A 22,172-nucleotide genomic window follows, 5' to 3' on the forward strand; every position below is an offset into this window, starting at 1 on the left:
TCGTGTCTTCCCGGGTGGTCACCCTTCTAGGGTGCCAGGTCGGCTCAGATGACCGCGACGGCGGTGATGAGCCCGATGCCGAGGTGGGTGACCGCCAGCAGGCGCGCGCCCGGCTGCAACTCGGGCTCCTTGACCAGGTCGCGGACCGAGATGCCGACCACGCGGTCGAAGACGACCATCGCCGCGGTCTGTACGGCGATGCCGACGATCCCGAACGCCGCCGTGGCCAGGAGCCCTTCGGCGAGCCTGCCGCCGGAGCCCCAGATGGAGGCGGCCACGATGAGGCTCACCGCCGCGAGTCCCGAGGTGGCGAGCAGAGTGGCGTTGGGGTTGCGCTCCGCCTTGATGAGGTGGCTGAGCTTGCCGGGGACGGCGAGGTCGATGACGTAGAAGCCGACGACCATCAGGACGACCCCCACAGCGGCGTAGGAGGCGATGGATCCGGCGCCGCGGGCGAGGTTCTCAAGGAGGGCCTGGTTCATTGTTGCTCTATTCGATGGGGAACGAACGACGAGGTGTCGTCGGTGATGTATCCGGTGGTCTCGCGGATGCCGAGGCCGGCCGACTCGTCGCCGACCACCCACGCGCCCAGCACCGGCCGCTGCCCGTCGAAGCTGGGCAGGGCCTGGAAGCCCTGGTAGACGTAGCCTTCGGCGCCGTAGGAGCCTCGGGTCTCCTGGGTGCCGGACGGGGTGACGATGCGCATGGAGGCACCCTCACGGCCCAGCAGCGGCTTGGCGATGTAGGAGGACATGCCGCGCGGGCCGTCGAGGTGGGCGGGCAGCAGGTTGTCGTGCCCCGGATACAGCTCCCACAGGACCGCGAGCAGCGCCTTGTTCGACAGCAGCGCCTTCCACAGCGGCTCGATCCAGGTCGCGTGCCGTACGGCGGAGCGCCCGAAGGCGTCGCCCAGCATCCACTCCCACGGGTACAGCTTGAACACCGACCTGATCCACCGGCCGTCCACGTCGACGAAGCGCCGGTCCTCCTCGTGCCAGCCGATGTCCTCCATGGCGATGGCGGTCGTGGCCAGCCCGGCCTCCATGGCGGTGTCCTGGAGGTAGGCGAGGGTCGTCGCGTCCTCGCCGCTCTCGTCCGCGCTCGTCCAGGCGAAGTGGGTCGGGCCAGGTGGCAGGTCGAGTGCGCGCCAGCGGTCGATGAGCCGCTCGTGCAGAGAGTTCCACTGGTCGCCGTCCGGGTGGGTGTCCTGGAGCCAGAACCACTGCACGATCGCCGCCTCGACCAGCGTGGTCGGGGTGTCGGCGTTGTACTCCAGCAGCTTGGCCGGGCCGGTGCCGTCGTACCTGAGGTCGAAGCGTCCGTAGAGGTGCCCGTCGCGCCGCTCCCACGAGCGGGCGACGTCCTCGCGCGCCCACTCGGGGATGGCGAAGTCGGCGTAGCGGCCGGTCTCGACCACGTGCTGGACCGCCCGCAGGCACATCGAGTGGAGCTCCTCGACCTGCTCCTCCAGGGCGAGCACCTCGTCCATGCCGAAGACGTAGTGGACGGACTCGTCCCAGTACGGCCTGGGCAGCCCCTTCGGGTGCACCGCCCGCTGGAAGGCCAGCCCCTGGCCCTCGACCGTCTTCTCCCAGCCGTCGCGGGGTGTCCCCGTCTCACGCCGCACCGCGTCGTCCCGTCCTTCCGCGCGAGCGCGCCCTATCCGCCGCCACTGAAGCCCCTGCCGAAGCCGCCGCGCTGGATGGACTTGCCGTCGCGGCTGCTGATCTCGACGCCGGAGGGGCGTACGGAGGTTCCGCCGCTGACGCGACCGCCGTTGCGGACGCCGCCGTAGTACCAGTGGTAGGCACGGTAGACGCCGGTGCCGCTACTGCTGCTGCCGCCGTCGTCGTCGCAGTAGTCGTCGTCCACGACCACGTAGGAGTTCTCGGCGGGCCGCTCGGACTCGACGCCCACGGGTGCGTCTGCGGGCGCGGTGGGCCCGGTGTCGGCGAAGGGGTCGGATTCGACGGCGTAGACGCAGTCCGCCGTGACCTCTTCGTCGTCCGACTGCACGGCGATGAAGCCCGCGACGAGCGCGCCCACGATCCCGACCGTCGCGATGTTGTAGACGGCCGTGCGGCTGATCTTCTTCGGGGGCGGGGTGGTCTTCATCGGGCTCCTGGGTCGTGCTGGCCGGTCATCCTATCGGTGGCTTTTGTCCTGAACAATCAGTACATGAAGCCACTTGCCGATCACTTGACGGCTGCTTGGGTATCCCTCTGAGCATGGAACCCGACCAGGCGCTGCGCGACATCGCCTTCCTGCTGGAGCGGGCCGGCGAGCCCACCTACCGGGTGCGGGCCTTCCGCAAGGCCGCGGCCGTCGTCGCCGACCTGCCCCGCGAGGAACTCACCAGGCTCGCCGCCTCCGGCGGGCTGACCGGCCTGCCCGGCATCGGAAAGGTGACCGCGCTGGCGGTCACCGAGGCGCTCGGCGGCCAGACACCGACGTACCTGCGCCGCCTCCAGGCCACGGCGGGCGCCGACCTCGGCGCCGAGGCAGGGGAACTGCGCGCGGCGCTCAAGGGCGACCTGCACAGCCACTCGGACTGGTCGGACGGCGGCTCGCCCGTCGAGGAGATGGCGGCGGCGGCCCGCGCCCTCGGCCACGACTACCTCGCCCTCACCGACCACTCGCCCCGCCTCACCGTCGCACGCGGGCTGTCGGCGGAGCGGCTGCGCGACCAGCTCGACCTGGTCGAACGGCTCAACCGCGACCTCGCGCCCTTCCGGATCCTCACCGGCATCGAGGTGGACGTCAACGCGGACGGCACCCTCGACCAGGAGCCCGAGCTGCTCGAACGGCTCGACGTGGTCGTCGCCAGCGTGCACTCGGGGCTGCGCATGGGCGCCGAGGACATGACCAGGCGGATGGTCACCGCCATCGCCGACCCGAACGTGGACGTCCTGGGCCACTGCACCGGCCGGATCGTCAAAGCCGGGACCAAGAGGGGCGGGTTGCGCCCGGAGTCCGCCTTCGACGCCGAGATCGTCTTCGAGGCGTGCCGCCGCTTCGGCGTCGCCGTCGAGATCAACTCCCGGCCCGACCGGCTGGACCCGCCCAAACGGCTCATGCGACAGGCCTACGAGTGGGGGTGCGTGTTCGCGATCGACTCCGACGCCCACGCTCCGGGGCAACTCGACTGGCAGCGCCTCGGCTGTGAGCGGGCGGCGCTGTGCGGGATCGAGGCCGGGCGCGTCGTCAACACCTGGCCGGTGGAGGAACTGCTGGCGTGGACCGGCTCGCGCTGACACTGGCGCTCGCGGCTAGGGAGATTGTCGGTCCAGGAGCGTACCGTCGAAGGCGTGAACCGGACCGATCGGCTGCACGCGCTCGTCGACGAACTGCGTGCCGCCGCCCCCAAGAGCCGGTCCGCCCGCGAACTGGCCAGGCGGTTCGAGGTGAGCGCCCGCACCATCGAGCGCGACGTCTCGGCCTTGCAGGAGTCCGGCGTGCCCGTCCGCGCCGCTCCCGGCCGCAAGGGCGGCTACACCCTCGACGAGACACCGTCCCTGCCGCCGCTCGGTTTCACCCCGCACGAGGCCGTGGCCATCGCGCTGGCGCTGAGCCGCGCGGGCGACGAGCAGCCCTTCGCCGAGCAGGCGCGCAGCGCGTTACGCAAGCTCGTGGCGGCCATGCCGGGCCCCGAGGGCGAACTGGCCAGAGAGCTGGCCAGACGGGTGCGGATGCGGCTGCCCGGCGACTCCCCGCGGCAGCCCCTGCCGCTCGGCGGAGCGGCGGTCTCCCGCACGATCGAGGAGGCGCTGCTGCGCCGCAGCGTCCTGCGCCTTGAGTACGTCGACCGCAAGGGCGCGGCCACCTCACGCGCGGTGGAGCCCGGCGTGTTCCTGGGCGGGCGCGGCGGCTTCTGGTACCTCGTGGGCTGGTGCAGGCTGCGCGAGGACGTGCGGGTGTTCCGGCTCGACCGCATCGCCTCCGCCGAGTCCACCGGCGAGCGGGCGCCCGACCGGCCGCTGGAGGGCTACGCGGCCGACGTCCCCGAGATGATCATGCGAGAGACGGCCGTCGACTGAGCTTTCGACAAGCCTCTCGATCGGGGCGACGAAAATTGTCAGTCGCCTCCTTTATCGTCTCCTTGTTCGAGAGATGAGGAGGAGAAGTGGTGCTCAACACCGTCACCTGGTTCGAGATCGCCACCGACGACCCCGGGCGTGCGCAGCGGTTCTACGGTGGTCTGTTCGGCTGGGCGTTCGCCGCCGCACCGGCCATGGGCACGGGGTACCACCTGATCGGCTACCCAGGTGCCGAGCGGCCCGCCGGCGGGCTGTTCGACACCCGGGGCAGGTTCCCGGCGCACGCGATCTTCCACGTGCAGGTCGCCGACGTCGAGGAGACCTGCAGACAGGCGGAGTCGTCCGGTGGCAGGGTCCTGGCCAAGGTCGTCGGCACGGGTCCCGACTTCGCCTGCCTGCTCGACACGGCGGGCAACCGGTTCGGCGTCTTCACACCGAAGCGCTGAGCCTCCGGGCTCCCGCTCCGCGGGCCCGGTCCGGCCGGGCCGGGCGCGGCACCTTCCCCGTCGCCCCGGCCCGGGTTCCGCCACCGCCTCGAGCACGCCGCCCACCGCCGATGGGCAGCGCTCTCGGGGCCACTTCCCGTCTCAGGCCGCGCAGGTCGCGCCCTTCTGCGGCACCTTGTCCTGAAGCAGGTAGTCGTTCACGACCCGCTGCACGCACTCGTTGCCCGAAAGGTAGGCCCCGTGCCCCTGGCCTTCGTACGTCAGCAGCGTCGCGGTCTTGAGCTGGGCCGTCAGCTTCGGCGCCCACTCGTACGGCGTCGCCGGGTCGCCCTTGCCGCCTACGACCACGATCGGCGCCGACCCGGTCGCGTCCACGTGCTTGGCCTGGTCGCTGCCCGGCACCGGCCACACCGAGCACAGCGCGCCCGCGCCGGAGCTGCCGAACAGCGGCGAGATCTGCAGCGCCGCGTCCTCGGTCTTCGACAGCGTCTGCTCGTTCGGCCGCTCGGCGCTGTCCACGCAGGTGATGGCGGGGAAGCTGGTCATCTGCGTCGAGTACTTCCCGTCGGGCGCGCGCCCGACGTAGCTGTCGGACAGGAACATCAGCCCCGATCCCTGCCCCTTGAACGCCTGGGCCAGCGAGTTCTCCAGCAGCGGCCAGGTGAGCGTCGAGTAGAGCGCGGCGGCCACCCCGGTGGAGGCCACGCCCTGGGTCAGCTCCCGGTCGCCCACCTGGATCGGCCGCTCGGACAGCTCGATCATCAGTCGTTCGATCCTGCGGTCGGCGGCCTCGACGCTGGCGCCGAGGTCGCAGCCCTCGCGCACGCACTCCTTGAGGAAGCTCTCGTAGGCCTTCTGGAAACCGGCCGTCTGCACCAGCGTGCGCTGCTCGAAGGTGACGGTCGGGTCGAGCGGCGCGTCGAGCACCATCCGGCCCACGGCCTTCGGGTACAGCGTGGCGTACACGCCGCCGAGCTGGGTGCCGTACGACATGCCGAAGTAGTTGAGCTTGGCGTCGCCCAGCGAGGCCCGCATCGTCTCCATGTCGCGGGCGGCGTTGACGGTGCCGACGTACGGCAGGATCTTCCCGGAGTCCTTGTCGCACAGCTCGGCGAACTTCTTGTTGGCGGCGTCGTTGGCCGCGTCCGTCTCGGGGTTGTCCGGCAGGGTGTCGAGCGAGGTGAAGGAGTCCATCTCGGCGGTGCCGCCGCAGCGCACGCCCGAGCTGCGCTCAACGCCCCTGGGGTCGAAACTCACCAGGTCGTAGCGGGCGTTCAGCGGGCCGAACGCCTTGGCGGCCTGCGCCAGCGTGTCGACGCCGGAACCACCGGGGCCGCCGAAGTTGAACAACAGCGAGCCGATCCGTTTGGCCTGGTCGGTGGCCGGAACCCGGATCATCGCCAGCTCGATCTTGTCGCCCTCCGGCTTGGCGTAGTCGAGCGGTACGGCGAGCTTGCCGCACTGCAGGCTGGTGTCGGGCTTGGCCGGGGTCTCGCCGCCCGGGCGGGCCAGGTCGGTGCAGGCGCCCCAGGCGATCCGCTCGGCCGTGCCGGTGGGCGAGCCACCGGACTCGGCGCCGGACGAGCCGGGCGCGGTGGAGGGTTTGGCGGTGCTCCCGCAACCCACGGCGAGCATGGACAGAGCGACGACGGACAGGACCCGGCGCATAGACGTTCCCCTCAAGATTCTGGGGGAAGTACCGCTCACTCTACGCTAGAGGGGTGAGGCGGCACGTACCCCTCCTTTTGAACGTGCCGCCTCACGTGTTCTCACGGAGAAGGCGGCCGGATATGACGGCGCTCCCGCGAAGAATTTTCGCGGGAGCGCGCCAGGGTGGTTCGCGGGAGGTCAGACGCCCATCGACTCCGCGTCGTTGCTCTCCGCGCCGCCGGCCTCGGTGACGCCGTTCTTCAGGTGGTAGCGGGCGATGGCCTCGCGCAGCACCTCGGGCTTCACCTCGCCGCGCCGTACGAGCTGGGTGAGGACGGCCAGCGTGATCGAGGCCGCGTCCACGTGGAAGTGGCGGCGCAGCGCCGAGCGCGTGTCGGACAGGCCGAACCCGTCGGTGCCGAGGGAGGTCCAGTCGCCGGGCACCCACTGGGCGATCTGGTCCTGCACGGCCTTCATGTAGTCGCTGACGCCGACGAACGGCCCCGACGCCTGCGACAGCACCCTGGTCACGTACGGGACGCGCTGCTCGGCCTCGGGGTTGAGCAGGTTGTGCTCCTCGCAGGCGAGCGCCTCGCGGCGCAGCTCCGCCCAGGACGTCGCCGACCACACGTCGGCGGACACGCCCCAGTCCTCGGCGAGCATGCGCTGCGCCTCGACCGCCCACGGGCCGGCGACGCCGGAGGACAGGATGTTGGCCTTGGGGCCCTGCGTCTGCGGGCCGTCGGCGAACTTGTACAGGCCCTTGAGCAGGCCCGCCACGTCGAGCCCTTCCGGCTCGGCCGGCTGGATGTAGGGCTCGTTGTAGACGGTGAGGTAGTAGAAGACGTTCTCCTGCTCCTCGCCGTACATGCGGCGCAGGCCGTCCTTGACGATGTAGGCGGTCTCGTAGGCCCACGACGGGTCGTAGGTGACGGCGGCCGGGTTCGTCGAGGCGATCAGCGGCGTGTGGCCGTCCTCGTGCTGGAGGCCCTCGCCGTTCAGGGTGGTACGGCCGGCGGTGGCGCCCAGCAGGAAGCCGCGCGTCATCTGGTCGGCCATCTGCCACATCTGGTCGCCGGTGCGCTGCCAGCCGAACATCGAGTAGAAGATGTAGACCGGGATCATGTGCTCGCCGTGCGTGGCGTACGCGGTGCCGACGGCGGTGGCCGAGGCCATCGACCCGGCCTCGTTGATGCCCTCGTGAAGGATCTGCCCCTGCTCGGACTCCTTGTACGACAGCAGGAGCTCGCGGTCGACGGCCTCGTAGGTCTGGCCGTGCGGGTTGTAGATCTTGGCGCTCGGGAACATGGCGTCCATGCCGAACGTACGGGCCTCGTCGGGGATGATCGGCACGAACCGCTTGCCGATCTCCTTGTCGCGCATGAGGTCCTTGAGCAGCCGGACGAAGGCCATCGTGGTGGCCACCTGCTGCTTGCCCGAGCCCTTGGAGAACTGCTTGTAGACCTCGTCGCCGGGCAGCTTCAGCGTCTTGGCGCGCACGACCCGCTTGGGCAGCACGCCGCCGAGCGCCGCGCGGCGCTCCTTCATGTACTCGATCTCGGGGTCGTTCTCGCCCGGGTGGAAGTACGGCGGCAGGTCGCCTTCGAGGGCAGCGTCGGGGATCGGCAGGTAGAGCCGGTCGCGGAACTCCTTGAGCTCGGCCTTGGTCATCTTCTTCATCTGGTGCGTGGCGTTGCGCGCCTCGAAGTCCTTGCCCAGGGTCCAGCCCTTGATGGTCTGGGCGAGGATGACCGTCGGCTGGCCGACGTGCTCGCGGGCGGCCTTGAAGGCGGCGTAGACCTTGCGGTAGTCGTGGCCGCCGCGCGACAGCTTGCGGATGTCGTCGTCGGTCAGGTGCTCGACCATCTTGCGCAGGCGCGGGTCACCGGCGAAGAAGTGCTCGCGGATGTACTCGCCGGACTCGACGGAGTAGGTCTGGAACTGGCCGTCGGGCGTGGTGTTCATCTGGTTGACCAGCACGCCGTCGACGTCGGCGGCGAGCAGCGGGTCCCAGTCGCGGCCCCAGACGACCTTGATGACGTTCCAGCCCGCGCCTCGGAAGTACGACTCCAGCTCCTGGATGATCTTGCCGTTGCCGCGTACCGGGCCGTCGAGCCGCTGCAGGTTGCAGTTGATGACGAAGGTGAGGTTGTCGAGTTCCTCGCGGGCCGCGAGGCCGATCGCGCCGAGCGACTCGGGCTCGTCCATCTCGCCGTCGCCGAGGAAGGCCCAGACGTGGCTGCGGCTGGTGTCCTTGAGCTGGCGGTTGAGGAGGTAGCGGTTGAAGCGGGCCTGGTAGATCGCGCTGATCGGGCCGAGGCCCATGGAGACCGTGGGGAACTCCCAGAAGTCGGGCATCAGGCGCGGGTGCGGGTAGGAGGGCAGCCCGTGGAAGCCGTGGCTGAGCTCCTGGCGGAAGGCGTCGAGCTGGGCCTCGTTGAGGCGGCCTTCGAGGAAGGCGCGAGCGTAGATGCCGGGCGCGGCGTGGCCCTGGAAGAAGACCTGGTCGCCGGACTCGCCGTGGTCCTTGCCCCGGAAGAAGTGGTTGAAGCCGACCTCGTAGAGGGAGGCGGCGGAGGCGTAGGTGGCGATGTGGCCGCCCACGTTGGTGCGGGCGTTGGCGCGTGACACCATCACGGCCGCGTTCCAGCGGATGTAGGCGCGGATGCGGCGCTCGACGTGTTCGTCGCCGGGGAACCAGGGTTCCCGCTCCGGCGGGATCGTGTTGATGTAGTCGGTGCTGCGCAGTCCTGGCACGCCGACCTGGTGCTCGCGGGCCCTCTCCAGCAAGCGGAGCATCAGGTAGCGGGCACGGGTGCGGCCCTCGGTCTTGACGACGTTGTCGAGGGATTCGAGCCACTCGTTGGTCTCGCTGGGGTCGACATCAGGCAGCTGGCTGGGTAGGCCGTCGCTGATGATCGAGAAACGCTGGCGTCCGGAAGCCACTGGGTCTCGCCTTCCGAGGTCTGATGTCTCTGGTCGTGGGTCGCCTTCCATCCTGGTCGCTTGACGTAGAAAGTGCATCTCTACTCGTGGGTAACCAGGGCGTCCCTGCTGGCAGGGGCGTCAGTGGTGGCCTAGACCACCGATGGTCGGACGAATCGCCACCACAGGGTACATCGACCCGGCAATTTAACAAGACCGGAAAAGCTGCGAGATTTCCGTTATTGACGGTGGGGCGGGCCGCCGCTACAGCGCAGCCTACCGAGCCACCGGCGCGGGTGGACCTCCGACGTGGGGAGTCCGCTCGTGCGGGTGGGTCCGGACGGCTTCTCGGGCGCGCTCGCTCCCGGCCTTTCCTCCATTTACGGCACAGCCGTCCTGACTCCGCCCGCCGCGCCGGTGCGGGGCCTCTCCGGCGGCACTCATCGGCCTGCTTCCTCCGCCGTCACGGCGCCCGTATCGGGTTTGCCGTGACGGCGTCACGGCGGGGTGTGGTGCGGGGAGGAGCGTCACCCTGGAGGCCCTCAGCCTGGGGCGGTGGGTGGGGGTGTGGGGGCTTCGCCGTGACAGATGGGGTGGGTGCGCCCGCCCCCGACGACGGAAACGATCATCAAAGATCTGTTAAGGCACTCTTTTCGCGGCGCGCCGCGCGTATCAAGGTGAAGGTATGAACGCGACGGTAGGAGACCGGCTCCTCATGCACGGCAACACCGTTGGCGAGCATGACAGGAACGGAGAGATCATCGAGGTGCGCGGCGCCCACGGCGAGCCGCCGTACATCGTGCGCTTCGACGACGGCCACACGGCGCTGGTGTTTCCGGGCCCCGATGCGGTCGTCATGCGTCAGTAGGATCGCCATGTGAGATCTCAGGTCATCTCGCTGACCACCGGGTCCAGCGAGACGGTGCACGACATCACGCCCCAGTGCGAGCGGTTCGCGGGAGAACAGGGCGGCGACGGGCTGTTGCACGTCTTCGTCCCGCATGCCACCGCCGGGGTGGCGATCATCGAACTCGGCGCCGGCAGCGACGACGACCTGCTGGCCGCGCTCGGCGACCTGCTCCCGGCCGACGACCGGTGGCGGCACGCCCACGGTTCGCCCGGCCACGGCCGGTCCCACGTGATGCCGGCGCTCATCCCGCCCTACGCGAGCGTGCCCGTCATCGGCGGACGTCTCGCGCTGGGCACCTGGCAGTCGATCGCGATCGTCGACCTGAATGTCGACAACCGGGAACGCCGCGTTCGTCTGTCGTTTTTGTCGGATTGATATGTGCGGTCCTGTCGCCGTGACCGTGGCGACCGTTGACGACCGAGGGTCGCAGCGTGTGGACTGTGCCGAAGCGATAAACCGCATAAGCGGGGCCACTCAAGCAGGAGGGATAAACGTGAGCGCGACCGCGGGTCAGGCGCAGGACGAGCGCGGCCTGGCCGAACGACTCGGCCTCAAGTCGGGTCAGGTGGTGCAGGAGATCGGCTGGGACGAGGATGTCGACGAGCAACTGCGCGAGTCCATCGAGAGCCTGACCGGCAACGAACTGCTCGACGAGGAGAGCTACGACGTCGTGGACGTCGTACTGCTGTGGTTCCGGGACGGCGACGGGGACCTGTTCGACGTCCTGAGCGACGCCATGCGAGCCCTCGCCAAGGGCGGCCAGATCTGGCTGCTGACTCCCAAGGCCGGCCGGGACGGCCATGTGGAGCCGAGCGACATCGGGGAGGACGCCACCACCGCCGGACTCTCGCAGACCAGCAGCATCTCCGCCGCCTCCGACTGGTCGGGGACCAGGCTCGTCACACCCAAAGGACGGCGCTAGGGGCGCCGCGCGCCTGCCATCATGGGCCCATGACCCAGGTAGGCGCCTGCGCACCCGACTTCGAGCTGCCGGACCAGCACGGCACACCCATGAGGCTGTCGAGCTTCAGGGGGCGTAACGTCGTGCTGGTCTTCTTTCCTGCCGCCTTCACCGGTGTGTGCCGGAACGAACTGGCCGAGCTTCAGGGATTCGCCACGAGCGCCCAGATCCTCACCGTGTCGGCGGACTCCGTGTTCACCCACCGGGCATGGGCCGACCAAGAGGGTTATACATTCCCGTTGCTGTCAGACTTCTGGCCACACGGACAGGTCGCGCGGGCGTACGGTGTCCTCGACGAGACGAAGGGATTCGCCAAGCGGGGGACCTTCGTGATCGACGGCGAAGGCGTGATCCGGTGGACGGTCGTCAACCCGGCCGGCACCCCACGCGATCTCGCCGAGTACGCCAAGGCACTCGCCGACATTTCTTAACGGAGGATGCGATGCCCTGCTACAACTGCGGGGCCAGGCAGACCGACCCGGTACGGGGCGCCAGCCCGTGGAAGCGCGGGGTGCGCGACGAGACCCAGGTGTTGATCTGCCCGGACTGCCAGGGGATGCACGACCTCGACCTCGACACGTGCGGCACGTGCGGCTCCAGCACGCTCATCTGCCGCCTGGGGGAGATCGAGTGCCGGGCCTGCGGCGCGGTGCGCATGGCCCGCGCGGAGGCGTTCAGCCCGCCCGCCGCACCGGACTTCTCGGCCGAGGTGGAGGCGGCGCTGAACCGCGTGCTCGGGCGCGCCTGAGTGATCACTTTTCCGCACATATGCTGAGCTGCGCTATCGTCTCCTACCGTGTCCGCAATGAGTTCGTTTGTCGTCGCACTCGACGTAGGTGGGACGTCCATGAAGGGCGGCCTGGTCAGCGAGTCGGGCGTGGTGCTTCTCACCGAGCGCCGCCCCACGCCCCGTGAGGACGGGCCAGAGGCCGTCGTCACGGCCATCCGAGACTTCATCGGCCATCTGGCCGCCTCGGGTGACGGCATCCCCGCAGGCATCGGCCTCGCCGTACCGGGGCTCGTGTCGGAGAACGCGGCGGTCTACTCGGCGAACATCGGCTGGCGGGACGTGCCCGGCGCCGACTTCACCTCCCTCGACGTCCCCGTACGGCTGGGCCACGACGTCCAGACCGGCGGCCTGGCCGAGAGCGTCCTGGGCGCCGGGCGCGGCGTCGAGGACTTCCTGTTCCTGCCCATCGGCACCGGCATCGCGGGCGCCATGATCCTGCGCGGCGAGCCGTACGGCGGCTCCAGCGGCTGGGGCGGCGAGATCGGGCACATCCCCGTCTTCCCCGACGGCGAGGAGTGCGCCTGCGGGCAGTTCGGCTGCCTGGAGACCTACGCCTCCGCCGCCTCCGTCGGCCGCCGCTACAGCCTGCGCGCCGGAGTGTCCGGCATGCGCGCCGAGCAGGTCGTCGCCTCCGACGACCCGATCGCCGTCGAGGTGTGGGACGAGGCGGTCGAGGCCCTGTCGCTCGCGCTGGCGACCTACACGCTGCTGCTGGACCCGTCCATGATCGTGCTCGGCGGCGGCCTCGCCGAGGCCGGCCCCGCGCTCTTCGACCCGGTCCGGACCCGTCTGGTCAAGCGACTGGCCTTCCGGGACGCGCCGCCGCTCGTGCCGGCCGCGCTGGGCGTCGACGCCTCGATGCTCGGCGCGTCCCTGCTGGGGTGGCGAGCGGCCGGGCGGCCGGAGCTCGGACCGGGGTGGACGGTCAATGTGCGCTCGGAGCCGTTGGTGTCGTAAGGTGGGGTCCCGTTCGGGACGATTAGCTCAGCGGTAGAGCACTCGCCTTACAAGCGAGGGGTCACTGGTTCGAACCCAGTATCGTCCACCTGCGCGAAGAGGCTTCCGCAGCGATCTTGCCGCGAGGACTGAGTAACCAACTGAGTGACTATGTCGCCCGCTGTGGCGGGAAGACGCTGTCTGTGGTCTTCGCCCCTTCCGGCAGGTAGGCGGCCTCTGTGGCGACCGGGTCGAGTGGCCTGCCAGGTTCTTCTTTCGGGATGGCGTGATCGGCTTCCAGGTGCGCTTTCGAGGGACACGGCGCTCCCTTGCACGAGGTCCTGGGAGAGTTCTCTCGTGATCGTGGGGCGCCTCCCGGCTACAGCGAGTCCTTCTCCGGTACGGCGCCGCTTTGCGCATCGGTTCATGTGACTGAGTACCCCATCCCCGCGTGCAGGGGGTGCTGTCGGTGGCTCCGCTCTTGTGGTTCGTACGTTTCCTGGCCGCTTCCCGGCGATGAGGACGATCGCCGGGGCAGTCCGATGGGGTGTGGGCAGGTGCGGTTCGCGCGACGGTGGACGCGTCCGTCTTTAGGTAGATCTTGGGTTTCGGTGGGGTGGCTTGGCAACTGTCCGTAACTGGGTCTCTATGATGCGATTCATACGGCGTGACCTGGGGGGACGCACCATGGGTGGATATGAGGTACCGCAGGACCTGCTGCGGCTGCGGCGCGAGTTCCTGGCCTTCGAACTCCGGCAGAGCGAGCTGAGCCGCTGCCGTCCGGCACCGTCGGCGACGTTGTCGGACGAGCAGCAGGCCGAGTGGGTGGAGGCGTACTCCGAGTGTGTACGGCTGGCCGAGGAGATCCACCGGCACCCGTACTGGGCGACCGTCGACAGCCCGCACCGCGCCTGGATGGCGCTGCAGGCGGCGGCGGAGGAGCCGGCCACCACGGCCGGGTGACGCGCCCGGCCCGGCCATGACGTCGGTCGTGTGCCGTAGCGGCTGTCGATGGTGAGGAGAAGGCCGCTCTCCTTGCGTGGCGGGCCCGTCACCCCCGGGACGGGCCACCGCGAAGAACACAGGCCCGGTTCATCGCGCGGGCTCCTGGAACTCAGGACGCCCGCGCCGATGGTGCCGAGGCCGCTGCCGTCCAAGCTGAAGGACCAGCACGAGTGGCACGCGATGTTCGCGACCGGCCCGGCCTTCCACCGTGTCGACGTGCTGGGCGTCGTGGGGTGCATGGGGGCGGTGCGGGCGCGCTCGGTGACTCCAAGCCGAGTTTCCTGGGCGTCTTGCCCGATCTGCGGGTGCCGTCAGTCGTAGTAGTACCTGGTGACGATCTTGCGGCGGAACACCATGCGGAAGATCCACAGCGGCAGCCAGACGAGCAAGCCCCACAGGCCGCAGGTGAACACGGTCGCCACCAGGTGGAACGCGTGTGACTTCGCAGGCAGGCCGCGTTCCTTGCGGACGCTTCTGGCCAGGTGCGGCGGGCGGGCGCGCTTGGGCGGGCCCGAATCCGGACGGATCATCGGAACTCCCGAGTCGTAACGTCAGGGGGTTCCGAACCGACGCTATCAGGACGGGTTCCCCCGTTGCCGTCAGGAAGGACTCCGAATGCTCGGAAACCGGGCGCGCGTCATCCTGGGCGCCGCGGTTCTCGTGGCCGTGCTCGGCGCCGTCGTGAGCGTGACCTGTGAGTCGTGCCGGGTGTCCGCGTGCCGCCTGCTGGCCTGGCCGGAGCGGCGGGTCGTGCCGCCCGGTCCGGACGCGGGGCCGGAGGCGGTCCTGCGCGCGTATCTGGAGGCGGTGGCCGCCCGTGACGCCGACCTGATGGAGCAGCTGGCGGTCCCCGCGTTCGGCGAGCAGGAACGGGCCGGGGCTTTCTGTACCTGGGAACGGGTCGAGGGCCTGGTCGTCGAGCGGACCGAGGCTCTCGCCTTCGACCATCCGGGGTTCAGCGAGGTCGTCATGGTGTCGGCGACGTTCCGTCTCGCCTCCCGTGGCGGGAGCGGCGGGCCGATGGACCTCGTTTACGCCCTGGGCGAGAAGGGCCCTGGCAAGGGGTGGCGGGTAGTCGCCTCCGAGGTCGCTCGCTGAGTTTCTGTCGCAGCCCGCTGGTATAGATGACCATCGACCGATCCTTCCAGCGAGAACGGAACCCTCGATGGCATCCGTGGTGTTGCGCGACGAGACGGCGACCGGCCGGGCTCTGGAGGAGTACTCCCTGCCCGGCCTCCCCGAGCGGATCAGCGCCAGAGAGCTCGTACGGCTGCGCGTCCGCGAGGAGGTCGCCCGCTACAACGCCGCGCCCTCCCACCACTTCAACGGCCTGGTCAGACCGACCGACGCCGAGATCGAACTGAACGGCTACCGCCTGCGCACCCCGCGCACGCTCGACTGGCGGAAGCAGGCCGACGCGGCGGAGGCGGCCTTCGCCCGCAACGGGTTCCTGATGCTGGTCGGCGACCGACAGATCGAGGACCTTTCCACCGAGATCGACCTCACCGCCGACCCCGTCGTGTCCTTCGTCAAGCTCGTCCCCCTGGTCGGAGGCTGAGATGCTGGAGGATCTCAGCGACGAGGACAGGAAGCTGGTCGCGGGCTTCAGGGCCGCCTACGGCGCTGGGGAGAGGCTCCCCGTCGAGAGGTATGACTCCGGCACGTTCGCCTTGGCGGCCTGGTGGGCGCAGCACGAGCTGGTGGGTGCCTGTCGCGGAGACAGCCGGGCCAGGGAACGGCGGATCGAGGTCGCCCGCGACGTGGCCACGCACATGCGCGACCTGCCAAAGGAGACGGTCGAGCGGATGTGGCGCGAGTCCATAGGGGGCGAGCGGATGTGGCGCGAGTCCGTGAAGGCCGACACCTGCGGCGAGGAACTGTTCGCGCTGCCGGCGGCCGCCTGCGCCCGGCTGTCCAGTCGCGAACGCATGCGCCTGCTGAAGCCGATGATCAGCACCGATTACCGCTACGGTCCGATACCCGAGCCGATAGCACGGCTCCTCACGGTGCCGGAGACGGGTGACCCGGTCGAGATCGTCGGCGCCGTTCTGTGGGAGGACGACTTCTCCGAGTTGATCGTCGAGGCGTACGCGGAGCGACTGGCCGCCGCCGATGTGCTGCCGATGCTGTGGCACTGGATCACGGCGACGGCCGCCAAACTGAGCGGCAAGTGGTTGAAGACCGCGCACACTCTGCTGACTCCGGCCGCCGTCGCTGTCGTGCGTGACGTCCTCCGGGCGCTGTGTGCCCACCTGAGCCCACCTCAAGGGGAGCTGTCCGGCATCTGGCTGTGTGAACGCACCGCCACGACGTTGCGCGGCATGGTCTGGACATGTGAACTGATCGCAGAGCCATGGGTGAACGACCTGGTCGGCGAGGTGGCGGTGCGCGCGGGTGCCGCCTTTCGCAGTGAGATGCTGGCCAACGCGGCCATCGGGGTGCTCGGCAGACGCGGCGGTCTCGGCGTGGTCCCTCAACTCGCTCGTGTCCAGGCGAGGGGCAAGACGCCGGCCATCCGCGACAGAGCCGGCCGGACACTGGCGGAGACGGCCGAAAAGGCGGGTCTCACGAGCGAGCAGTTGGCCGAGCGTACGGTCCCGACCTTCGGCCTGCGGTCCGACGGCATCCGCGAGGAGCAGGGCCTGCGGTTGCACCGGGCGGGCACGATCGACTACGTCGACGCTTCCGGCAGGGTGCGCAAGACCATTCCGAAGAGCGTCGACCAGGGGCTGCTGGCGGAGTTCCGCGCCATGAGGGGGGAACTGAAGCGGACCCTGTCGGCCACGCGCTCACGTATGGAGAAGGCGCTCGCGACCGGCCGGACCTGGCCGTGGGAGGAGGTGCGCGAGCACTACCTCGACCACCCGCTCATCGGCGGGATCGGCCGCGCGCTGATCTGGGAGCTGCCCGGTGGAGCGGCCGGGCTTCCCGAGCAGGTGGCCGACGCCTGGGTGCTGACCGGGGCGGACGGCGGCTGGGTCCGGCCTGAGCCTGGTGCGGAGGTACGGCTGTGGCATCCGATCACGCACGGCGTCGAGGACGTCCGCGCCTGGCGCGACCGCCTGGCGGAGCTGCGGCAGCCGGTCAAGCAGGCATTTCGCGAGGTCTATCCGCTCACGCCGGTGGAAGAGCGGTCCGGGGCGCGTTCAGGCCGCTTCGCGGGCCATCGGCTGCGGTACGACGTCGCCGACGGGCTGCTGGCCGGGCGCGGCTGGTCCGGGCTGTCGCGCGGCCGTTGGAGCGGCAGCACCATCACAGTGTTCAAGGAGCTTCCGGGTGATCTCACGGCGCACTGGGAGTTCGCGGTCGAGGAGAACCTGGACGAACTCGGAGACTTCGCCGACATCTCCCGGTGTGTGAGCGGGGCTCTGCGGTTCACCTCGGGGGACGGGGAGAAGGCCCTGTCAGAGGTGTCGCCGCTGACGCTGTCAGAGGCGCTGCGCGACGCCGATCTGACGGTGAGCGTCGCCTCGCTGGGGCTCGATCCGCATGGTTCGGGTGATTACTGGCGTTCGTACGGCTTCGGCCCGCTGGCCGAGACCGCCGAGGTCCGGCGGGACGCGCTGGCCCGGTTACTGCCCCGTCTGGCCATCGCCGACCGGTGCACACTGCTCGACAGGTTTCTCAGGGTCCGGGGGGAGCTGCGGACGTATCGGATTCATCTGGGGTCCGGCAACGTGCTCATGGAGCCTGACGACGCCTATCTGTGCGTGGTGCCGGGCAAGGACCGCGATCGGGTGCTCCTGCCGTTCGAGGCGGACGGCGGGATGCTGTCGGTGATCCTGTCCAAGGCGTTCCTGCTGGCCGCCGACACCGAGATCACCGATGAGGCGATCACCCGGCAACTCGGCGGCGGCCGACTCGGCGCCGGGGCCGGTTGGTGAAATGTTCGATGTGAGGGGAGTCATATTCGGGTGATAAGTGGGCGATTTGCTGAAAAAAGTGAATATTGGTGGCGCGTGGGGCGGGGTGTGAGGGAATACCTCCGGAATCGGGGATCGTTGACGGCTCGGCGGCGTGGGGAGCGCCGCGACTGGGCTGTGACGCGAGAGTCGTCAACCGGAGGCCCACATCGTCGATCGCATGAGGTGAGCCTTGGTGGCGAACGCGGTATTCCTGTCCGAGCGCACACCCGGGCCCGCCCGCACACTGGTGGACGTGCTCGGGCGGGCTGCGGCGACCTGTCCTGACGCGCCCGCGCTCGACGACGGCCACGGCGTGCTGACCTACGCCGGACTGCTCGCCGAGGCGGCGGCGGTGGCCGAACGGCTCGGCGAGCTGGGCATCGGGCCGGGGGAGCGCGTCGGGGTCAGGGTGCCGTCCGGGACGGCCGCGCTGTATGTCGCCATCCTGGGGGTGCTGACGGCGGGGGCCGCCTACGTTCCGGTGGACGCCGACGACCCGGACGAGCGGGCCGAGCTGGTGTTCGCCGAGGCCGACGTGGCCGCGATCATCGGCTTGGACACGCGGGAGTTCACCCGGCGCCCGGCCGCCCGGCGACTCGGCGCCGCCTCGACACGGGACGGCACCGCACGAATTCCGGACGGGACGGCTGGTGTCGGTGCTGGGGCGGTGGTCGGGGAAGTGGACGGCGCAGACGGTGCGGATGGTGCCGGTGCCTGGCCGATGGGGGAGGCGGGCGGCGTAAGCGGTCGGGGTACTGGAGGGGTGGGCGAAGCGGACGGTGCAAGTGGTGGCGGTGCTGGACGTGCGGGGGAAGTGAACGGTGCGGGTGGTGGTGGGGATGCCGGGGCGGGTGGAGCAGCGGGTGGTGCGGGTGCTGGGGCGGGTGGGGCAGCGGGTGGTGCGGGTGCTGGGGCGGGTGGGGCAGCGGGTGGTGCGGGTGCTGGGGCGGGTGGGGCAGCGGGTGGTGGTGAGGTTTATGGCATTGCCGGTGGCCGGGGCGGGGTGTGGGGGCTGAGCGTGGTGGTGCGGCGGGTGGCCGAGTCCAAGGCGCAGTCGCCGTTGCCCGGGGACGATGCCTGGATAATCTTCACCTCTGGGTCGACCGGGAAGCCCAAGGGCGTGGCGGTCAGCCATCGGAGTGCCGCCGCGTTCGTGGACGCCGAAGCCGGGCTGTTCCTGCGGGAGGCGCCCATCGCCCCCGGCGATCGGGTGCTGGCCGGGCTGTCGGTCGCCTTCGACGCCTCCTGCGAGGAGATGTGGCTCGCCTGGCGAAACGGCGCCTGCCTGGTGCCCGCGCCCCGGGCCCTGGTGCGTACCGGCATGGATCTGGGGCCGTGGCTGGTCGAACGGGGGATCACGGTGGTGTCGACCGTACCCACGCTGGCGGCGCTGTGGCCGGTCGAGACGCTCGCGGGCGTGCGGCTGCTGATCTTCGGTGGTGAGGCGTGCCCGCCCGAGCTGGCCGAACGTCTGAGCACGCCGGGGCGGGAGGTGTGGAACACGTACGGCCCGACGGAGGCGACCGTGGTCGCCTGCGCCGCGCTCCTCAAGGACGGTGGCCCGGTGCGGATCGGGCTGCCCCTCGCGGGCTGGGACCTCGCGGTCGTGGACCGGGACGGCCGGCCGGTGACGATGGGGGAGACGGGCGAACTGGTCATCGGCGGCGTGGGCCTGGCCAGGTATCTGGACGTGGAGAAGGACAGGGAGAAGTACGGCCCGCTGGAGGCGCTCGGCTGGGAGCGCGCCTACCGTAGCGGCGATCTGGTCGTGGCGGACCCCGAGGGCCTGCTGTTCGTGGGCCGCGCCGACGAACAGGTCAAACTGGGCGGCCGCCGCATCGAACTGGGTGAGGTGGAGGCCGCCCTCCTCACCCTGCCGGGCGTCGGCGGAGCCGCGGCGGCGGTCAAGAGCCACGAGGTCCCGACAGGGGCGGTCGATGGTCGCGAGGTCCCGACCGCAGCGGCCACTGGTCGCGAGGGTGCGACGGCGGTGATCGACGGTCGCGGAGGGGCGGCGGTGGTCGGCGGTCGCGAGGGTGCGACAGAGGCGGTTGACGGTTGCGCGGGTGCGGCGGGTGGGAGCCGTGATGGCCGAGGTGGCGTGGTCGGGAAGAGCCAGGTGCTGGTCGGGTACGTCGTCGCGGGCGAGGACTTCGACGTGGCGGCCGCCAGGAAGCGGCTGGCGGAGATGCTGCCGCAGGCGCTGGTGCCCAGGCTGGTGGTCGTCGGCCACCTGCCCACCCGCACCTCCGGAAAGATCGACCGCGACGCCCTGCCGTGGCCGGTGGCCGACGCGGGCACGCTCTTCCACGGGACCGAACGCTGGCTGGCCGATCGCTGGCAGGAGGTGCTGGGGGCGCGGCCGGAGGAGTCCGGCGCCGACTTCTTCACCATGGGCGGCGGCAGCCTGTCGGCCGCGCAGCTCGTGTCGGTGCTGCGCTCGCGTTATCCCGGCGTGGCCGTGGCCGACCTCTACGACCGTCCGACCCTGTCCGCGCTGGCCGCTCACCTCGACACGCTCGGCCACACCCCGGCGGCGAGCGGGCGGCGGGTGCGGCCGATGCCGCGCCGGGCCGCGCTCGTCCAGAGCGCCCTGATGCTGCCGCTGCTCACCGTCCGCGCGGTTCCCTGGGTGCTGGGGGCGTTCGCGGTGGGCAACCTGCTCGGGCTGAGCGCCGTCTCCTGGTGGTGGGTCGCGGCAGGGGTGCTGGCGTTCGTGACGCCGCCCGGCCGGATCGCTCTGGCGGCGGGGGCGGCCAGGCTGCTGCTTCGCGGGGTACGGCCCGGCGACCACCCGCGCGGCGGCGCCGTCCATCTGCGTCTGTGGTTCGCCGAGCAACTGGCGGCCGGGCTCGGTGTCGGCGGGCTGGCCGCCGCGCCCTGGATCACCTTCTACGCCCGCGCTCTCGGCAACCGCGTCGGCCAGGACGCCGACCTGCACGCGCTGCCGCCCGTGACCGGCCTGCTCAGGCTCGGCAAGGCGGCGGCGGTCGAGCCGGAGGTCGATCTGGCCGGTCACTGGCTCGACGGCGACCGGCTGCGGATCGGCGAGATCAGGATCGGCGCCGGGGCCAGCGTGGGGGCGCGCTCCACGCTGCTGCCGGACACCCGGATCGGGAAGAACGCCCAGATCGCCCCAGGTTCGTCGGTCAGCGGCGAGGTGCCGGGCGGACAGCGGTGGGCGGGGGCTCCGGCCGTACGGAAGGGGAAGGCGGCGCCCCGCGGGGAGCGGCCGCCGCGCTACCGCAGGTGGACGCTGGCCTACGGGCTTTCGGCGCTGCTTCTGAGCCTGATCCCGCTGGTGGCGGCGGTGCCGGGGGTACTGGTGCTGGCCGCCGCTCGCGGCCTGCCCGCCGTCGTGGGGGCGACGGTCGTGTCGATGGCCGCGATGGCGCTCCTGCTGCTGGTGGCGGTACGGCTGCTGGCGATCGGGCTGCGGGCGGGCAGCCACCCGGTCCACAGCCGGGTCGCCTGGCAGGCGTGGGCGACCGAGCGGCTGATGTCGATGGCCAGGGTGTGGCTGTTCCCGCTGTACGCCAGCGCGATCACGCCGGTGTGGCTGCGCCTGCTCGGCATGCGGGTGGGACGCGAGGCCGAACTGTCCACGGTGCTGGCGCTGCCGACGATGACCGAGGTGGGCGACGGGGCGTTCCTGGCCGACGACACCAAGGTCGCGCCGTACGAACTGGCGGGCGGCCGGCTGCGCGTCGGCCACGTCAGGATCGGCAAACGCGCCTTCGTCGGCAACTCGGGGATGACCGCCCCCGGCCGCAAGGTGCCCAAGGACGGCCTGGTCGGCGTGCTGTCGGCGGCGCCGAAGAAGGCCAAGGCGGGCTCGTCGTACCTCGGCATGCCGCCGGTGAAGCTGCGCAGGACCGCGCAGAAGGGCGACACCGGCCGCACCTACGACCCGCCGACGCGGCTGCGGGTGGCGCGCGCCCTCGTCGAGGCGTGCAGGCTGGTGCCCGTCGTCGCGACGGCGGGCCTCGCGGTCGCGGTGGTCCTCGCCCTGGCCCGCATCGCGGGTACGGCGGGGCCGGGCGCCGCCGTGCTGCTCGGCGGGGTCGTCCTCGCCCTGGCCGGCGGCGTCGCCGCAGCGGTCACCGTCGCCGCCAAGTGGCTGCTCATGGGCCGGATCCGGGCGGGCGAGCGGCCGCTGTGGAGCTCGTTCGTCTGGCGCGGCGAACTCGCGGACAACTTCGTCGAGGTGCTGGCCGCACCCTGGTTCGCCACCCCGTGGCTCGGTACGGCCCCGTTCAACCTCTGGCTGCGCGCCCTCGGCGCCAGGATCGGCAGAGGCGTGTGGTGCGAGACGTACTGGCTGCCCGAGATCGACCTCGTCACCGTCGGCGACGGCGCCTCGGTCAACCGGGGCTGCGTGCTCCAGACCCACCTGTTCCACGATCGGGTGATGAGCGTGGATACAGTCGAACTGGCTGAGGGTTCCACACTCGGCCCGCACGGTGTGGTGCTGCCCGCGGCCTCGGTCGGCAGCGGCACCACGATCGGCCCGGCCTCGCTGGTGATGCGCGGCGAACGGCTGCCCGCGCGGACCAGGTGGTACGGCAACCCGGTGGCCGCATGGCACAGGGCGGCATGAGGGAGGA

20 protein-coding genes and 1 tRNA gene are annotated in these 22,172 nt (G+C 70.7%); 15 read left to right on the plus strand and 6 right to left on the minus strand.

Annotated features, from left to right (window positions below; all coding sequences use genetic code 11):
- Positions 1-44: 44 nt before the first annotated feature.
- Genes ABD120_RS00780 through ABD120_RS00790 form a run of 3 tightly spaced genes read right to left on the minus strand, consistent with a single transcriptional unit; the run spans position 45 to position 2,115 of the window.
- Positions 45-482, minus strand: coding sequence for a DUF350 domain-containing protein (locus tag ABD120_RS00780; protein WP_343947659.1), 438 nt, complete (start codon positions 480-482; stop codon positions 45-47).
- On the minus strand, positions 479-1,627 hold the full coding sequence (locus tag ABD120_RS00785) for a glutathionylspermidine synthase family protein (RefSeq protein WP_343947660.1): 1,149 nt from the start codon (positions 1,625-1,627) through the stop codon (positions 479-481). The genes ABD120_RS00780 and ABD120_RS00785 overlap by 4 nt, the downstream gene beginning before the upstream one ends.
- Positions 1,628-1,659: 32 nt before the next feature.
- Complete coding sequence (locus ABD120_RS00790) at positions 1,660-2,115, minus strand: hypothetical protein (protein ID WP_343947661.1); 456 nt, start codon at positions 2,113-2,115, stop codon at positions 1,660-1,662.
- 113 nt (positions 2,116-2,228) lie between these two features.
- On the opposite strand from ABD120_RS00790, the gene ABD120_RS00795 reads away from it, so the two are divergent.
- From ABD120_RS00795 to ABD120_RS00805, 3 genes are all read left to right on the plus strand, one after another.
- Positions 2,229-3,254, plus strand: coding sequence for a PHP domain-containing protein (locus ABD120_RS00795; RefSeq protein ID WP_343947662.1), 1,026 nt, complete (start codon positions 2,229-2,231; stop codon positions 3,252-3,254).
- 54 nt (positions 3,255-3,308) lie between these two features.
- Positions 3,309-4,037 (plus strand): helix-turn-helix transcriptional regulator, encoded by a 729-nt coding sequence (locus ABD120_RS00800; protein ID WP_343947663.1) that lies wholly within the window; start codon positions 3,309-3,311, stop codon positions 4,035-4,037.
- An 86-nt stretch (positions 4,038-4,123) separates the two neighbouring features.
- Positions 4,124-4,483, plus strand: a complete 360-nt coding sequence (locus ABD120_RS00805; RefSeq protein ID WP_343947664.1) for a VOC family protein — start codon at positions 4,124-4,126, stop codon at positions 4,481-4,483.
- A 141-nt stretch (positions 4,484-4,624) separates the two neighbouring features.
- Here ABD120_RS00805 and ABD120_RS00810 read toward each other — a convergent pair whose 3' ends face one another.
- Both ABD120_RS00810 and aceE read right to left on the minus strand, forming a co-directional pair.
- Entirely contained in the window at positions 4,625-6,151 is a 1,527-nt protein-coding gene (locus tag ABD120_RS00810) for an alpha/beta hydrolase (protein WP_343947665.1), read from the minus strand.
- A gap of 180 nt (positions 6,152-6,331) precedes the next feature.
- Positions 6,332-9,079, minus strand: a complete 2,748-nt coding sequence (gene aceE / locus ABD120_RS00815; RefSeq protein ID WP_343947666.1) for a pyruvate dehydrogenase (acetyl-transferring), homodimeric type — start codon at positions 9,077-9,079, stop codon at positions 6,332-6,334.
- Positions 9,080-9,743: 664 nt separating this feature from the next.
- On the opposite strand from aceE, the gene ABD120_RS00820 reads away from it, so the two are divergent.
- The 8 genes from ABD120_RS00820 (at position 9,744) to ABD120_RS00855 (ending at position 13,618) form a co-directional block, all read left to right on the plus strand.
- Positions 9,744-9,926 (plus strand): DUF1918 domain-containing protein, encoded by a 183-nt coding sequence (locus ABD120_RS00820; RefSeq protein ID WP_343947667.1) that lies wholly within the window; start codon positions 9,744-9,746, stop codon positions 9,924-9,926.
- Between the two features lie 9 nt (positions 9,927-9,935).
- Positions 9,936-10,343, plus strand: coding sequence for a YjbQ family protein (locus tag ABD120_RS00825; protein ID WP_343947668.1), 408 nt, complete (start codon positions 9,936-9,938; stop codon positions 10,341-10,343).
- 118 nt (positions 10,344-10,461) lie between these two features.
- The gene (locus ABD120_RS00830; protein WP_343947669.1) at positions 10,462-10,890 is read left to right on the plus strand and encodes a DUF3052 domain-containing protein; all 429 of its coding nucleotides are present in this window, start codon (positions 10,462-10,464) and stop codon (positions 10,888-10,890) included.
- 29 nt (positions 10,891-10,919) lie between these two features.
- Entirely contained in the window at positions 10,920-11,360 is a 441-nt protein-coding gene (locus tag ABD120_RS00835) for a peroxiredoxin (RefSeq protein WP_343947670.1), read from the plus strand.
- 11 nt (positions 11,361-11,371) lie between these two features.
- Positions 11,372-11,677 (plus strand): hypothetical protein, encoded by a 306-nt coding sequence (locus ABD120_RS00840; protein ID WP_343947671.1) that lies wholly within the window; start codon positions 11,372-11,374, stop codon positions 11,675-11,677.
- A 57-nt stretch (positions 11,678-11,734) separates the two neighbouring features.
- Positions 11,735-12,676 carry an ROK family protein gene (locus tag ABD120_RS00845; RefSeq protein ID WP_343947672.1) on the plus strand — a complete coding sequence of 314 codons (942 nt, stop codon included), beginning with the start codon at positions 11,735-11,737 and terminating at the stop codon, positions 12,674-12,676.
- A gap of 16 nt (positions 12,677-12,692) precedes the next feature.
- Positions 12,693-12,764 (plus strand) — tRNA-Val (locus ABD120_RS00850).
- A 578-nt stretch (positions 12,765-13,342) separates the two neighbouring features.
- Positions 13,343-13,618, plus strand: coding sequence for a hypothetical protein (locus tag ABD120_RS00855; RefSeq protein ID WP_343947673.1), 276 nt, complete (start codon positions 13,343-13,345; stop codon positions 13,616-13,618).
- 353 nt (positions 13,619-13,971) lie between these two features.
- Here the strand turns inward: ABD120_RS00855 and ABD120_RS00860 are convergent, their stop codons facing one another.
- Entirely contained in the window at positions 13,972-14,190 is a 219-nt protein-coding gene (locus ABD120_RS00860) for a hypothetical protein (protein ID WP_343947674.1), read from the minus strand.
- Positions 14,191-14,275: 85 nt separating this feature from the next.
- On the opposite strand from ABD120_RS00860, the gene ABD120_RS00865 reads away from it, so the two are divergent.
- The 4 genes from ABD120_RS00865 to ABD120_RS00880 all read left to right on the plus strand — a co-directional run bounded on the left by ABD120_RS00865 (position 14,276) and on the right by ABD120_RS00880 (position 22,165).
- Positions 14,276-14,758, plus strand: a complete 483-nt coding sequence (locus ABD120_RS00865; RefSeq protein ID WP_343947675.1) for a hypothetical protein — start codon at positions 14,276-14,278, stop codon at positions 14,756-14,758.
- Between the two features lie 67 nt (positions 14,759-14,825).
- Entirely contained in the window at positions 14,826-15,218 is a 393-nt protein-coding gene (locus ABD120_RS00870) for a hypothetical protein (protein ID WP_343947676.1), read from the plus strand.
- 1 nt (position 15,219) lies between these two features.
- Positions 15,220-17,544 (plus strand): DUF4132 domain-containing protein, encoded by a 2,325-nt coding sequence (locus ABD120_RS00875; protein ID WP_343947677.1) that lies wholly within the window; start codon positions 15,220-15,222, stop codon positions 17,542-17,544.
- Positions 17,545-17,758: 214 nt separating this feature from the next.
- The gene (locus tag ABD120_RS00880; RefSeq protein ID WP_343947679.1) at positions 17,759-22,165 is read left to right on the plus strand and encodes a Pls/PosA family non-ribosomal peptide synthetase; all 4,407 of its coding nucleotides are present in this window, start codon (positions 17,759-17,761) and stop codon (positions 22,163-22,165) included.
- Positions 22,166-22,172 lie beyond the last annotated feature (7 nt).

This window comes from Nonomuraea longicatena (assembly GCF_039525605.1).
In the GTDB taxonomy this organism is placed as follows: Bacteria; Actinomycetota; Actinomycetes; order Streptosporangiales; family Streptosporangiaceae; genus Nonomuraea; species Nonomuraea longicatena.

What these genes read in the sequence shown, in the direction of transcription:
- ABD120_RS00780 (WP_343947659.1), bottom strand. Translation starts at nt 482, where the DNA reads ATGAACCAGGCCCTCCTTGAGAACCTCGCCCGCGGCGCCGGATCCATC.
- ABD120_RS00840 (WP_343947671.1), top strand. Translation starts at nt 11,372, where the DNA reads ATGCCCTGCTACAACTGCGGGGCCAGGCAGACCGACCCGGTACGGGGC.
- ABD120_RS00790 (WP_343947661.1), bottom strand. Translation starts at nt 2,115, where the DNA reads ATGAAGACCACCCCGCCCCCGAAGAAGATCAGCCGCACGGCCGTCTAC.
- ABD120_RS00835 (WP_343947670.1), top strand. Translation starts at nt 10,920, where the DNA reads ATGACCCAGGTAGGCGCCTGCGCACCCGACTTCGAGCTGCCGGACCAG.
- ABD120_RS00820 (WP_343947667.1), top strand. Translation starts at nt 9,744, where the DNA reads ATGAACGCGACGGTAGGAGACCGGCTCCTCATGCACGGCAACACCGTT.
- ABD120_RS00810 (WP_343947665.1), bottom strand. Translation starts at nt 6,151, where the DNA reads ATGCGCCGGGTCCTGTCCGTCGTCGCTCTGTCCATGCTCGCCGTGGGT.
- ABD120_RS00865 (WP_343947675.1), top strand. Translation starts at nt 14,276, where the DNA reads ATGCTCGGAAACCGGGCGCGCGTCATCCTGGGCGCCGCGGTTCTCGTG.
- ABD120_RS00845 (WP_343947672.1), top strand. Translation starts at nt 11,735, where the DNA reads ATGAGTTCGTTTGTCGTCGCACTCGACGTAGGTGGGACGTCCATGAAG.
- ABD120_RS00860 (WP_343947674.1), bottom strand. Translation starts at nt 14,190, where the DNA reads ATGATCCGTCCGGATTCGGGCCCGCCCAAGCGCGCCCGCCCGCCGCAC.
- ABD120_RS00855 (WP_343947673.1), top strand. Translation starts at nt 13,343, where the DNA reads ATGGGTGGATATGAGGTACCGCAGGACCTGCTGCGGCTGCGGCGCGAG.
- ABD120_RS00870 (WP_343947676.1), top strand. Translation starts at nt 14,826, where the DNA reads ATGGCATCCGTGGTGTTGCGCGACGAGACGGCGACCGGCCGGGCTCTG.
- ABD120_RS00795 (WP_343947662.1), top strand. Translation starts at nt 2,229, where the DNA reads ATGGAACCCGACCAGGCGCTGCGCGACATCGCCTTCCTGCTGGAGCGG.
- ABD120_RS00875 (WP_343947677.1), top strand. Translation starts at nt 15,220, where the DNA reads ATGCTGGAGGATCTCAGCGACGAGGACAGGAAGCTGGTCGCGGGCTTC.